The sequence below is a fragment of the Cupriavidus sp. USMAA2-4 genome (assembly GCF_001854305.1).
GTDB lineage: Bacteria > Pseudomonadota > Gammaproteobacteria > Burkholderiales > Burkholderiaceae > Cupriavidus > Cupriavidus malaysiensis.
Genome location: NZ_CP017748.1, coordinates 1,947,524 through 1,960,924, shown reverse-complemented (window position 1 = coordinate 1,960,924; position 13,401 = coordinate 1,947,524). Strand labels below are relative to the sequence as shown.

General features: G+C 65.8%; 11 protein-coding genes. 5 read left to right on the top strand and 6 right to left on the bottom strand.

Annotated features, from left to right (window positions below; translation table 11 throughout):
* Window positions 1–92: 92 nt before the first annotated feature.
* Complete coding sequence (gene uvrA / locus BKK79_RS08550; protein WP_071037539.1) at window positions 93–2,957, bottom strand: excinuclease ABC subunit UvrA; 2,865 nt, start codon at window positions 2,955–2,957, stop codon at window positions 93–95.
* A gap of 421 nt (window positions 2,958–3,378) precedes the next feature.
* On the opposite strand from uvrA, the gene BKK79_RS08545 reads away from it, so the two are divergent.
* Together BKK79_RS08545 and BKK79_RS08540 are read left to right on the top strand one after the other, a co-directional pair.
* Window positions 3,379–4,626 (top strand): MFS transporter, encoded by a 1,248-nt coding sequence (locus tag BKK79_RS08545; protein WP_071010928.1) that lies wholly within the window; start codon window positions 3,379–3,381, stop codon window positions 4,624–4,626.
* Between the two features lie 289 nt (window positions 4,627–4,915).
* Window positions 4,916–5,479, top strand: coding sequence for a single-stranded DNA-binding protein (locus tag BKK79_RS08540; RefSeq protein ID WP_071037538.1), 564 nt, complete (start codon window positions 4,916–4,918; stop codon window positions 5,477–5,479).
* Window positions 5,480–5,651: 172 nt separating this feature from the next.
* Here BKK79_RS08540 and copD read toward each other — a convergent pair whose 3' ends face one another.
* The 4 genes from copD to BKK79_RS08520 are packed head-to-tail and all read right to left on the bottom strand — an operon-like array spanning window position 5,652 to window position 9,930.
* Window positions 5,652–6,575: a copper homeostasis membrane protein CopD gene (copD, locus tag BKK79_RS08535; RefSeq protein ID WP_071037537.1), complete on the bottom strand. Its 924-nt coding sequence runs from the start codon at window positions 6,573–6,575 to the stop codon at window positions 5,652–5,654.
* A gap of 4 nt (window positions 6,576–6,579) precedes the next feature.
* Window positions 6,580–6,966 (bottom strand): copper homeostasis periplasmic binding protein CopC, encoded by a 387-nt coding sequence (copC, locus tag BKK79_RS08530; RefSeq protein ID WP_071037536.1) that lies wholly within the window; start codon window positions 6,964–6,966, stop codon window positions 6,580–6,582.
* Between the two features lie 31 nt (window positions 6,967–6,997).
* The gene (locus BKK79_RS08525; RefSeq protein ID WP_442873247.1) at window positions 6,998–8,062 is read right to left on the bottom strand and encodes a copper resistance protein B; all 1,065 of its coding nucleotides are present in this window, start codon (window positions 8,060–8,062) and stop codon (window positions 6,998–7,000) included.
* Entirely contained in the window at window positions 8,062–9,930 is a 1,869-nt protein-coding gene (locus BKK79_RS08520; protein WP_071037535.1) for a copper resistance system multicopper oxidase, read from the bottom strand. The genes BKK79_RS08525 and BKK79_RS08520 overlap by 1 nt, the downstream gene beginning before the upstream one ends.
* Window positions 9,931–10,124: 194 nt before the next feature.
* Between BKK79_RS08520 and BKK79_RS08515 the strand changes: the two genes are divergently transcribed.
* Both BKK79_RS08515 and BKK79_RS08510 read left to right on the top strand, forming a co-directional pair.
* Window positions 10,125–10,811: a heavy metal response regulator transcription factor gene (locus tag BKK79_RS08515; RefSeq protein WP_071037534.1), complete on the top strand. Its 687-nt coding sequence runs from the start codon at window positions 10,125–10,127 to the stop codon at window positions 10,809–10,811.
* Window positions 10,811–12,202 (top strand): heavy metal sensor histidine kinase, encoded by a 1,392-nt coding sequence (locus BKK79_RS08510; RefSeq protein WP_071037533.1) that lies wholly within the window; start codon window positions 10,811–10,813, stop codon window positions 12,200–12,202. The genes BKK79_RS08515 and BKK79_RS08510 overlap by 1 nt, the downstream gene beginning before the upstream one ends.
* Before the next feature lie 85 nt (window positions 12,203–12,287).
* On the opposite strand, the gene BKK79_RS08505 is transcribed toward BKK79_RS08510, so the two are convergent.
* A complete protein-coding gene (locus tag BKK79_RS08505; RefSeq protein WP_071010935.1) occupies window positions 12,288–12,845 on the bottom strand; it encodes a hypothetical protein in 558 nt (185 codons plus the stop codon).
* A gap of 96 nt (window positions 12,846–12,941) precedes the next feature.
* Between BKK79_RS08505 and BKK79_RS08500 the strand changes: the two genes are divergently transcribed.
* Window positions 12,942–13,292, top strand: a complete 351-nt coding sequence (locus BKK79_RS08500; protein WP_071010936.1) for a MarR family transcriptional regulator — start codon at window positions 12,942–12,944, stop codon at window positions 13,290–13,292.
* Window positions 13,293–13,401: the final 109 nt, after the last annotated feature.

The following is a 13,401-nucleotide window of genomic DNA, read 5'->3' as shown; positions in this document are numbered from 1 at the left end:
CTGCTCGGGCGGCGCCGTGGGGCGCCGCTGCAGTCCATGGTAGGTGCCGCCGGCGCGAATGCAAGCGCCATGGCAAGCGCGGCGGCGAACGCCTAGCCGCGCGTCAGCAGCGGTGCCAGGTAGCGGCCGGTGAAGCTCGCCTTGCTGGCCGCGACATCCTCCGGCGTGCCGCGCGCGACGATCTGCCCGCCGCCGGCGCCGCCCTCGGGACCCAGGTCGAGCAGCCAGTCCGCGGTCTTGATCACGTCCAGGTTGTGCTCGATGATGACCACCGTATTGCCCTGGTCGCGCAACTTGTGGATGACCTTGAGCAGCAGCTCGATGTCATGGAAGTGCAGGCCGGTGGTGGGCTCGTCGAGGATGTACAGGGTGCGGCCGGTGTCGCGCTTGGAGAGTTCCAGCGACAGCTTGACGCGCTGCGCCTCGCCGCCGGACAGCGTGGTGGCCGACTGCCCCAGCCGGATGTAGCCCAGGCCGACGTCGAGCAGGGTCTGCAGCTTGCGCCGGATCACCGGCACCGCGCCGAAGAACTCGTGCGCCTGCTCCACCGTCAGTTCGAGCACCTCGGAGATGTTGCGGCCCTTGTACAGCACCTCCAGTGTCTCGCGGTTGTAGCGCTTGCCGTGGCAGACATCGCAGGGCACGTAGACGTCGGGCAGGAAGTGCATCTCCACCTTGATCACGCCGTCGCCCTGGCAGGACTCGCAGCGTCCGCCCTTGACGTTGAAGGAGAAGCGGCCCGGGTCGTAGCCGCGTTCCTTGGCCGACGGCACCCCGGCGAACAACTCGCGGATCGGCGTGAAGAGGCCGGTGTAGGTGGCGGGGTTCGAGCGCGGCGTGCGCCCGATCGGGCTCTGGTCGACGTTGATGACCTTGTCGAAGTGCTCCAGCCCGTCGATGCGCTCGTAGGGGGCCGGCTCCGGCGTGGAGCCGTACAGGTGGCGTGCCACGGCGTTGTACAGCGTATCGTTGATCAGCGTCGACTTGCCCGAGCCGGACACGCCGGTGACGCAGGTCAGCAGCCCGATCGGGATCTCGGCGTTGACGTGCTTCAGGTTGTTGCCGCTGGCGTTGACGATGCGCAGCAGGCGCTCCGCGTCGGGTGCGGCGCGCTCGGCCGGCACCGCGATGCGGCGCGCGCCGGACAGGTACTGGCCGGTCAGCGAGGCGGGCGCCGCCTCGACCTCGCCCGGCGTGCCCTCGGCCACCACCATGCCGCCGTGCACGCCGGCGCCCGGGCCCATGTCGACCACGTAGTCGCTGGCGCGGATCATGTCTTCGTCATGCTCGACCACCAGCACCGAGTTGCCGATGTCGCGCAGGTGCTTGAGGGTGCCGATCAGGCGGTCGTTGTCGCGCTGGTGCAGGCCGATCGACGGCTCGTCCAGCACGTACATCACGCCGGTCAGGCCCGAGCCGATCTGCGAGGCGAGGCGGATGCGCTGGGCCTCGCCGCCCGACAGCGTGTCGGCGCTGCGCTCCAGCGACAGGTAGTCCAGCCCGACGTTGTTGAGGAAGTTCAGCCGCGCAGTGATTTCCTTGACGATCTTGTCGGCGATCTCGCGCTTGGCGCCGTGCAGGTCCAGCGTCAGGAACCAGGTCAGCGCGTCGCGCAGCGGCCAGCCATTGATCTCGAAGATGGCGCGTGCCTGCCCGCCGTCGCCGACCTTGACGTGGCGCGCCTCGGTGCGCAGGCGCGTGCCCTGGCAGGCCGGGCAGGGCTGGTTGTTCTGGTACTTGGCCAGTTCCTCGCGCACCGCCACCGAGTCGGTCTCGCGGTAGCGCCGCTCCAGGTTGGGGATGATGCCCTCGAAGGCATGCTCGCGCACCGTGGTGCGCCCGCGCTCGTTGATGTAGGAGAACGGGATCTGTTGCTCGCCCGAGCCGTGCAGCACCACCTTCTGCACCGTTTCCGGCAGGTCCTCGAAGGGGGTGTCGGTGTCGAAGTCGTAGAAGGCCGCCAGGCTCTGCAGCATCTGGAAGTAGAACTGGTTGCGGCGGTCCCAGCCCTTGATCGCACCCGAGGCCAGCGACAGATTGGGAAAGGCCACCACCCGCTTCGGATCGAAGAAGGTGATCTGGCCCAGGCCATCGCAACTCGGGCAGGCGCCCATCGGGTTGTTGAAGGAGAACAGCCGCGGCTCCAGCTCCTGCAGCGAATAGGAGCAGATCGGGCAGGCGAACTTGGAGCTGAACAGGTGCTCATGCCCGCTGTCGAGCTCCAGCGCGACGGCACGGCCGTCAGCCAGGCGCAGCGCGGTCTCGAAGGACTCGGCCAGGCGCTGCTTGATGTCGGCGCGCACCTTGACGCGGTCCACCACCACTTCGATGGTGTGCTTCTCGGTCTTCTTCAGCTTGGGCAGGGCGTCGGCCTCGTAGACCGCGGCCGGCGCCTCGTGCGCGGCGCCGCCGCCCGAGCGGATGCGGAAGCGCACGAAGCCCTGCGCCTGCATGGCGTCGAACAGGTCGCCGTGCTCGCCCTTGCGATCGGTGACCACCGGCGCCAGGATCATCAGCTTGGTGTCCTCGGGCAGCGCCAGCACGGCATCCACCATCTGCGACACGCTCTGCGCCTCCAGGGCCAGCCCGTGGTCGGGGCAGTACGGGGTGCCGGCGCGCGCAAACAGCAGGCGCAGGTAGTCGTGGATCTCGGTCACCGTGCCCACGGTGGAGCGCGGGTTGTGGCTGGTGGCCTTCTGCTCGATGGAGATGGCAGGGGACAGGCCCTCGATCAGGTCGACGTCGGGCTTTTCCATCATCTGCAGGAACTGGCGCGCGTAGGCCGACAGCGACTCGACGTAGCGCCGCTGGCCTTCGGCATAGAGCGTGTCGAAGGCCAGCGACGACTTGCCCGAGCCCGACAGGCCGGTGATCACGACCAGCTGGTTGCGCGGCAGGTCGAGATTGATGTTCTTCAGGTTATGGGTACGTGCCCCACGGATCTTGATTTCGTCCATACGCCGAGTTCTCACGCATTCAGGCCCGTCCCCGCCAGGCCGCTTCCTTAATGTGCATCATGCGCCATTTCCAGTGCCGCCGGGCAGGCCGGGAGGCGGGGCGGGCCAGCAAGAGGCGAAGCGGGAAAAGTGTGCCCAGGCACGCCTGTTTTCAAGGCAGGGCCGGGGATGTGGCCCGCGAAGCGCGAAGGGGCAAACCTGTTAATATACCGAACTTCGGTTTCCCGGGTTGTCAGCCTGTCCAGGCGCGCCGGATGCCGCCACGAGCGGCAGGCTGCTGCGGCGATCGGTCGCAGGCCGTGCCCGCCGCGAAGCCGGCAACTTCCCGCCGCCGGCGCGATCGAATCTGCCGGCGCCGGTTGGCCGCCGGGCCGGAGTGCGCAGCTGCCGACCTGTCCGAACCTTTCCCCCAACGACCGCGATGCCGTCGATCCCGTCTTCTTCCCAAGGTGCCGCCACGGACGCCCAGGCCGGCGCCGCGCGCGAGCGCATGACCCGCGCCGAACTGCGTGCCAGCCTGTCGCTGGCCAGCATCTTCGCCCTGCGCATGCTGGGCCTGTTCCTGATCCTGCCGGTGTTCGCCGAATACGCGCGCGGCCTGCCCGACGGCCACGACGCCCAGCGCGTCGGCCTGGCGATGGGCATCTATGGCCTGATGCAGGCCTTCCTGCACATTCCGCTCGGCTGGCTGTCCGATCGCATCGGCCGCAAGCCGGTGATGGTCGGCGGCCTGCTGCTGTTCATCGCCGGCGGCGCGGTGGCCGCCTTCTCGGATACGCTGACCGGCATCATCATCGGCCGCGCGCTGCAAGGCATGGGCGCGATCTCGGCGGCCATCACCGCCTGCATTGCCGACCTCACGCGCGAGCGGCACCGCACCAAGGCCATGGCCATGGTCGGCGGCAGCATCGGCTTGACCTTTGCCCTGTCGCTGGTGATCGCCTCGCCGCTGCTGCACTCGATCGGCATGCACGGCATCTTCGCGCTGATGTCGGTGCTGGGCGTGGTGGCGATCGGCGTCACCCTGTTCGTGGTGCCGAGCCCGCCGCCGCCGCATCCGGTGCGCCTGCCGTTCCGCAGCGTGCTGCTCAATGCCGACCTGGCGCGCCTCAACGTCGGCGTGCTGGCCCTGCACGCGAGCCAGGTGGCGATGTTCATGGTGGTGCCGGCCATGCTGACCGAGGCGGGCATGCCGCTGGACCAGCACTGGAAGGTCTACCTGCCGGTGGTGCTGGTGTCCTTCCTGTTGATGCTGGCTCCGATGATGGCGGCCGAACGCTATGGCAAGGTACGTCCCGTGCTGCTCAGCTCGGTGGCGCTGATGACGGTGGTGCAGCTGCTGTTCGCGGGCGTGCACGGTTTCTGGAGCATCGTCGGCGTCCTGCTGCTGTTCTTCGTCGCCTTCAACGTGCTGGAAGCCATGCAGCCCTCGCTGGTGTCGCGCTACGCGGCGGCCTCGCGCGGCGCGGCGCTGGGCGTGTACAACACGACGCAGGCGCTGGGCCTGTTCCTGGGCGGCGCCGTGGGCGGCTGGATCCTCAAGCACGAGGGACATGGCGCCGTGTTCTATGCCTGCGCGGCCGTGCTGGTGCTCTGGCTTATAATCGCCTGGAGCATGAAGCCGCCGCCGGCCCGGGGCCAGGGCGGCACGCCGGCACCGGCGCACTAGCCGGAGCACTGAGCGGCCCGGCCGGCCGCGCCGGCGCATCGATCACATCGAATCGCGTCGTTTTGCAACGTTTCCGGCCAGCCGCAGGCTTTAGCATGACCGCGCGCCCGACTTCCTGGCCGGGTGCGCGTTGTTCGTTTACGTGGCCGCCGATGCGCGTCCGGATGCCGTTGCGCCAGCTGGCGCGCAGCGGCGGCCGCGATGCCGCCACGGCGCCTCGCAGCAATCGTCAGGGTATTGCCACGCCACTTGTCTGGACTCGCAGGGCGTGGTTTTCGGAGATCATCATATGGCATCGGTCAACAAAGTCATTCTCGTCGGCAACCTGGGCGCGGACCCGGAAACCCGCTACATGCCCAGCGGCGACGCCGTGACCAACATCCGCCTGGCTACCACCGACCGCTATCGCGACAAGGCCAGCGGCGACATGAAGGAGCTGACCGAATGGCACCGCGTGGCCTTCTTCGGCAAGCTCGCCGAGATCGCCGGCCAGTACCTGCGCAAGGGCTCCCAGGTCTACATCGAAGGGCGCATCCGCACCCGCAAGTGGCAGGACCAGTCCGGCCAGGACAAGTACAGCACCGAGATCGTCGCCGACCAGATGCAGATGCTGGGGGCGCGCCAGGGTATGGGTGGCGGCGGTGACGACATGGGCGGCGGTGGCGGTGGTGGTGGCTACGGCGGCGGCCGCGAGGCCTCGGGCGGTGGCTACGGCGGTGGCCGCGGCCAGGGCGGCGGTCAGGGCGGCGGTCAGGGCGGCGGTCAGGGCGGTGGCCAGCAGGGCGGCGCACGGCGCCAGCAGCAGGCACCGTCGAACGGCTTCGAGGACATGGACGACGATATCCCGTTCTGAGATTCCGTCACGGAAAGCTGTCAACATCTACCCCGCCTCGTGCGGGGTTTTTGTTTCATCTCAGGCGACCACGAGGCCGTCAACAGATGTTCGCCACACGAAGGAAGGCACCAGATACGCCGGAAGCGATCGCGGCGCGTCTGTCGCAGGTTCCCGATATCCGAGCGGCACCTCAGGCGTCTGGCGATAACACGCCCAGGATCGCAACTGCGACGAGCACCGCGATCGACGTCGCCATCTCCCACTGCAGGCTTCTGCGCAGGGCCCGGCTGGCTCCCACTGCGTTGCCGATCCGGATCTCGGCAGCCAGCCTGGGAGTCAGCCGATACCTGTTCAACGCCGCCATGACGAGCATGGTCCCGAACAGTGCGAGCTTGATCAGCAGCAACATGCCGTAAGACGTGCGCATTGCGGATGCCGAGGGCAACCCGGCGATGAGCCAATAGTTTGCGGTACCGGTTACGACCAGCGTTGCCACGATGACACTCCCTGGCAGCGCGAAACCATGCGCAGTCCGCGCCAGAAGACTCAGCAGGGTCGCATCACGTTGCGTCGCCTTGCCAAGCAGAACGAAGGCGGCGAGCGCGCCGACCCATGCCCCGGCCGCGAGCAGATGCGCGATATCGGCGAGCAGGTGGATGACGCGGCGATCCCCGTCGTCCATGGCGCCGTGCCCCGCCCAGGCCAGCGAGGACAGCGCCACCGCCCCCGTCAGTGCCAGCAGGCGGATCTGAGCGGAGGGTCGCCTTGCCAAGGCGAGCGTGATGAGGAGGCTGGCGAGCAGCCCGATCTGTCGACCGGACCATGCGGTACCGAAGCCGGTTCCGGTCACCATCATCTCGAAGACGTGGACGCTCAGATCCGAGTATGCCGAGGCTCCGGTCATGGCTTTTGCCATCACAAGCATCTCGATTCCAGACAGCATGATGCCCGCCGCGCTGGCCGCGGCGGTCCACTTGATGTACTGGCGCGCGAGCGGGGAGATCCGTTCGGCGCCTTGCAACGCATAGCAGGCAAACAGGGGCAGGCCGAACACGAGCATCAGATCCAGATACAGTGCGAATCGCACCAGTACATTCATCCAGTCGACCTGCATGCGCTCAGTTCACCTTGAAGTTGATGGCGCCCGTGATCGAGTGTGTATCCGAGGACACGGCACGCCACTCCACACGGTAGGTGCCCGGCACCAATGGGCTCTTCGGCGTAATGAGCATGGTCTTCGGATCGTCGCCCCCGGAGACCGAGCTGGCCACCTTCATGGTGGCGTGATCGCTCATTCCCGGCATGCCGGTCATGACCAGATTGGCGCCGGAGAATTGCTTGACCAGGTTCTCGGAGAAGTGCAGTTCGATCCTTTGGGGGGCGGCGCCTTCCGCCCCCTCGGCGGGCGATGAACTGACCAGCCTGGGATGTGCCAGCGCAGCGGTGCTGGCAAGGATGGCGGCGGTCGCCAGCAGCGGCCTAGCCGCGGAGATCATGGATGTCATGGACTTTCCTTCGATGGTGATGATGCGGGAATCAGAACCAGAGCCGTACACCGGCAATAAACCGCGTCTCTCCACTGCGACCGCCGGATGCCCGGACCAAATCCGCCGTATTGCCGAACGCCTGGTAGCGTTCGACGCCGATGTACGGGGCGAACTGCCGGCTGATTTCATAACGCAATCGAATCCCGATGGTGCCGTTTGAAAGGCCGCTTCCGACGCCCACGGCAGGATCGCGCTTGCCGTACAGATTGGCCTCGAGGCGCGGCTGCAGGATCAACCGCTGGGTGATCAGCAGTTCGTATTCGGCGGACAGCCGCAGTGCAGTGCGGCCTTCGGTGCCGACGTATCCCGTTGCGTCCACCTCGAACCAGTAGGGAGCCAGTCCCTGCACACCGAATGCGAGCCAGTTGCGGCCTGGGCGTCCATAGCCGGCATCGTTGCGGAAACCCAGTTGCGTGTCCCAGTACGTTGCCACCGCGTGGCCCCACAGGAGTTCCGTGCGTGCGTCATGGACCTTTCCGCGCTCAGCCTCGCCTTCCGCCTTGATCACGAACTTGTTGTAGGTGCTTCCGAACCAGGCTTGCGCCTCGTACGATGCAGCATTGCTGTCGGCTCCGCGCGTCCATTCGAGTCGATCGACAAGCACCGACGCGAACAGGTGTTCGTCTGCCATATGAAGCTGGCGATGGTCACCGAGCGCGTATTTTCCGACACCGAGTTGGTATCCACCTGAATAGGCATGTGGATCACGAGCATCGGCGGGGGCGCTGCCACCCTGCATCTGCATGTCGCCATGGTCCATGGTCGTCGTCGGCGGTGACGCACCGTCCATGGTCTGGATCGGCTCTCCGTCCATGCCCTGCATCTCGCCGCCATCCATCGTTGGCATGGTGTCGCCATCCATGCCTTGCAGCGGCGCTGCGGACGCACCCTCGGCCCCGGGCGCTGAGGGGGCGGCACCCGCAGCCTGTGGCGCGGCATGGTCGCCATGGGAATGTTGCGCCCATGCCGGCATCGTGGTTGTGCCGGCGACCAGCACGGCAAGCAGTGTCGCTTTCGGATGGCGCATGCGATAAGCCTTCGGGAACTGAAGCATCAGGCCACCACCACTTCGCGGAACATGCCTGCGTCCATATGCAGCATCAGGTGGCAGTGCCATGCCCATCGCCCCAGCGCATCGGCCGTGACCAGAAAGCTGATGCGTTGCGCCGGCTGCACGGGAATGGTGTGGCGCCGCGCCTGAAAAGATCCGTCCGGCGTTTCCAGCTCGCTCCACATGCCGTGCAGGTGCATCGGGTGCGTCATCATCGTGTCGTTGTGCAGGATGACCCGTAGTCGCTCGCCGTGCTTGAAGAAGACAGGCGTCGACTGGCCGAATTCCACGCCGTCGAGCGACCAGGCATAGCGTTCCATGTTTCCCGTCAAGTGCAGCTCCACCTCGCGCCCCGGGCCGCGCGCATCCATCGCGCCGCCAATCGTGTGCTGGTCCGACAGAGTCAGGACGCGTCGCCCGTTGTTGCGCAGTCCGATGCCGGGATCGTCGAGATTGGTCCGTGCCATGTCGACACGCATGTCCGTGCTGGCGCCGTACTCCGTGCGCGCGTGCCGCGCCTTCGTGCTGGGCACCTTGAGCGGATCTGCCACCTCCATGCCTTGCCTGCCGGAGATGGTGTGCTGGCTATGGTCCATCGCCATGCCACCATGCTGGCTGTGCTCCATGGGCAAGGCTCCATGGTTCATCGCGCCATGATCCATGCCGGCCATCATGCCGTGATCCATGCCGCCATGGCCCATGCTCCCCATCATGTCGGCCATGGCGAGCCATTCCACCTTGTCCGGCGCGGGCACCGGCGCCTGAAGCCCCTCACGAGCGGCCAGCGTGCCGCGGGCAAAGCCTGTCCGGTCCATGCTTTGCGCAAAGATGGTGTGAGCTTCGTCGGTCGGTTCGACCAGCACGTCGCATGTCTCGCCAGGCCCGAAGCGGAATTCGTCGATGGTGACCGGTTCGATGTTCTGGCCATCGACCTGGACCACCTTAAGCTTGAGTCCCGGAATGCGCACATCGTAGAAGGTATTGCCCGCACCATTGATGAAGCGGAGCCGCACCTTTTCGCCCGGACGGAAAAGCCCCGTCCAGTTGCCGGCAGGCGTGACCCCGTTCATGAGGTAGGTGAGCGTTGCCCCGGACAGGTCGGCAAGATCCGTCGGGTTCATTCGCATCTGGTTCCACATCTTCCGCTTGTCCAAGGCGGCCTTGAGGCCGTCATGGGAGATGTCACGGAAGAAATCCAGGACCGTGGGCTGGTTGTAGTTGTAATAGTCGCTCCGGACCTTGAGCTTGGAGAGCACCCGCATCGGGTCCTCGTCTGTCCAGTCCGACAACAGCACGGAGTAGTCCCGGTCGGCGCGGACGGGGTCGCCGTCGCCTTCGATGATCAGGCCACCGTAGACGCCCGTCATCTCCTGGAAGCCCGAGTGCGAGTGATACCAGTAGCTGCCCGTTTGCTCGACCTTGAACCGGTATGTGAACGTTTCGCCGGGCGCGATCCCGGCAAAGCTGATGCCGGGCACCCCGTCCATCTGGAACGGCAGGATGATGCCGTGCCAATGGATCGAGGTTGGCTCGTTCAGGCGGTTCGTGACACGAATGGTGACGGTATCGCCCTTGCGCCAGCACAGCGTGGGGCCAGGCAGCATTCCGTTGATGGTCTGCGCAACGCCCGGCCTGCCGGTGAAGTTCACCGCGGCATCCTCGATGACCAGATCGAACTCGCTACCGCGCAGCACGGGCGCAGTACCGCTGCCGGCGTGTGGCCGGGCGGATGTCGCTTGAGGCCAGGCTCCCGTCGGCAATCCGCCTAGTGCTCCCAGTACGCCACCGGCAGCCAGTCCGTGGACGAAGCGACGCCTGGAAAGGCCATGAGGCCCGGGCAGAACGAAGCCCGCGGAGGTTTTCGAACGCATGAAGTGGTTCCTCTTCCCTATTTCTCTGGCACCTCGCAATGGTGCCACGAGCGAAGATTAGAGATCCCGGGCTAACTTTGAAATGACTCGAATATTACATTCCAGTAAGGTGGGCGTAATGTTCCCTCCAGCCCGTACACTGGCGTCGTTTCGGGATCAAGGGAATCCAGGATGCGTGCGGACGGGGAGAGGCGATGAAGCTGCTGGTGGTCGAGGATGAAGCGAAGACGGGCGAATACCTGCGCCAGGGCCTCTCGGAAGCAGGTTTTGTGGTGGATCTCGTGCGCAATGGTCAGGACGGCCTGCATATGGCCTCGACGGAGAGCTATGACCTGTTGATTCTCGATGTCATGCTCCCGGACCTGGATGGCTGGAAAGTCTTGCAGCGCTTGCGTGCCTCGGAGAATCCCGTGCCCGCTCTGTTCCTGACAGCGCGAGACAGCGTCGCCGATCGCGTGAAGGGTCTGGAACTGGGTGCCGATGACTATCTGGTGAAGCCGTTCGCCTTTGCCGAACTGCTTGCCAGGGTCAGGACACTGCTGCGGCGCGGCGCCGGTAGCCAGCCCATCGATCGCGTTCAGGTCGGCGACCTGATACTGGATCTCGCGCGCCGCCGGGCTATCCGGGCCGGTCGCAAGATCGTCTTGACCAACAAGGAGTTCGCACTGCTCGAGCTGCTGGCGAGACGTCGGGGCGAAGTGCTGCCTCGGTCCTTGATCGCCTCCCAGATCTGGGACATGAATTTTGACAGCGACAGCAATGTCATCGACGTTGCCATCCGTCGCCTACGCGCGAAGATCGACGACGAATACGAAACGAAGCTGATCCAGACGATACGCGGCATGGGTTACGTGCTGGAGGCACCCGGGGACGACGCCTGATGCGCAGGTATTCGCTCACCACGCGCCTGACGGCATTGTTCTCCCTGTCGTCGACCTGCGTGCTGCTAGGACTTGGCCTGCTGATCTACACGGCCATGAACCGGCATTTTGCCGACGAAGACTACGTCATGCTGCGCGACAATATGCGCCTGGTGGAAAGCACCATTGCCATGGGTTCGACCGCGACATTGCCAGCACGTCTCACCGAGACCTACCAGCATCACGCAGGGCTGCTGGTATTGGTGCGCGATGCTCCGGGTCGCACACACTTTGCCTCGCCCGGATTCGACACCACGCTCGCCCTCGAGGCGCTGGAGCAGCACGGTGACAAGGGTGACGTCATCCAGTGGACCGACGCCGGCAAGGCGTATCGCGCGCTGCGGGCATCGATGGTGGCGCAGGATGGCCAATCCGTGGAAGTCGTTCTTGCCATGGACACCGAGATCCACGCGCATTTCATGCGGGCATTCCGCAAGTCATTGGTCTTCTATGTCGCGCTGGCGGCGCTTGCCAGCGGCGTCCTCGGCTGGTGGGCGGCGCGGCGCGGCCTGCTGCCGCTGCGGACCATGGCATCGCGCGCGCAGACCGTCACGGGCGAGAAGCTCTCCGAGAGAATGCCGGTCGATGCCGTGCCGGTGGAAATGGCGGACCTGGCATCCGATCTGAATGCCATGCTCGACCGCTTGCAGGACGACTTCCGGCGGCTGTCGGACTTCTCGTCAGACCTGGCACATGACCTGCGCACACCGCTGACAAACCTGATGACCCAGACGCAGGTCGCGCTTTCGCAGCCCCGGGACGCCGCCAGGTATCGCGAGATACTCGCCTCCAATGCCGAGGAGTTGCAACGGCTTTCGCGGATGGTCTCCGACATGCTCTACCTGGCCAAGATGGAGCACGGCCTTGACCTGCCACACAAGGAGGTCATCTCCGTCGAGTCCGAAGTGTCCGCGCTGTTCGAGTTCTACGAGGCATTGGCCGAAGACAAGGGCATTGAATTCGAATGGCGGGGGCAAGCCACGATCGAGGGAGATCGCCTGATGCTGCGACGGGCGCTGAGCAACTTGCTGTCCAACGCATTGCGCCATACGCCGGCTGATGGGAAAGTCCTGATCGAGGCGAGCTCCGATACGCACGAAGTCAGCATCGCCGTGGAGAACACCGGCCCGGAGATTGCCGTCGAGCTGCTGGCATCGTTGTTTGACCGGTTTTTTCGCGGCGACAAGTCGCGGGTGCGCCCGGAATCCGACAGCAGCGGCCTTGGCCTGCCGATCACGCGCGCCATCATGGCCGCGCATGGAGGGGATATATCCGTCGCCTCCGCAAACGGAAAGACGCGCTTCACACTTGTTTTTCCCCGCGCTCTTCCCCGCGCTGCGATCCACCCATGACGCTCCTGTGGGCAAACCATCTGCGCAAGGATCCCGAGCCCGCGCCCACTGTCGCGCGGGCCTTTTCGTGCCCGCACCTGCGACTTCAGCAGGGCAGCTTGGTCGAGCGGCGGGTGCACAGGGTCAGCAGCCCCTTGAGCGTGTAGATCACGATCAGCGTGCCGCTGAGGTCGCCCACGAACATCACCAGCAGGCCCTGCAGCAGGTGTTCCCGCGCGCCGCTGAGGAACAGCCATGCGTGGTACAGCAGCGGGCTGGCGACCGAATAGGCAAGGACGCAGGCGAGCAGGCGCCGCGGTGTCAGGTTGACCAGCGAGGCCTTCAGGCCGAAGCGCAGCTGCGCCAGCCGGTAGACAAGGTAGGGTGCGACGGCGGCGATGATGCCACCCATGAAGGCGCGGCTGAAGTCGTGCGGGAAGAAGTAACCGAAGCAGACCAGCCAGGACGCGAACAGCAGGCCGACCGCGCCGGCTTCGCCGAACAGCAGGGTGCACAGCAGGCGCACGCCTGCCGGCAGGTAGATCCAGTTGATGCCGCGCACGTATTCCGAGCGGGCGAACACGCACTCGTTCAAGGCCAGGGCCGCGACGAACAGCAGCAGCGTCGCCAGCACCATGCCGGCCTGCAGGCGGAGCTTGGTCATTGACATAGAATGGCGGCTGCGCGCGTGAACGGGCGGCCGGAAACGGAGTGCCGATCATAGCGCAAACCAGTCTGACGCCAGCCTCGGAACGACCCCATGACCCGACCCGCTGACATTTATTTGCGTTTCCTGCAACTTGCCGAAGCGGTGCGCGGCCTGCCTTCGCTGCCCGCGCTGGATCCTCTGGAGCAGCGCATCCTGGAGTGTGTCGGCCGTGCCGGCCTGGCCAAGGCACAGCTTTCCGTGCGCGACCTGATCCACCACGCCGAGCTGGGCTCTCCCTCGACCCTGCATGCGCGCTTGAAGTCCATGCGCGAGAAGGGCTGGATCCAGTTGTCCGACACGGAAGACACTCGGCGCAAGCAGGTCGAACTGACCCAGGCCGCCTTGCGGCACTTCGCCAGGCTGTCCGACTGTGTGGTCAGGGCGGCCCGGCGCGACGGCTAGGGCTGCTTCCGGGCCGGGGGGCGGGCGTGCAGCCGGCCGCCTGTCCACACGCTGCGCACAGCGTTTCCACAACTTGCGCACAGCTTGCGCACAGCTTTCCCGGCACTTA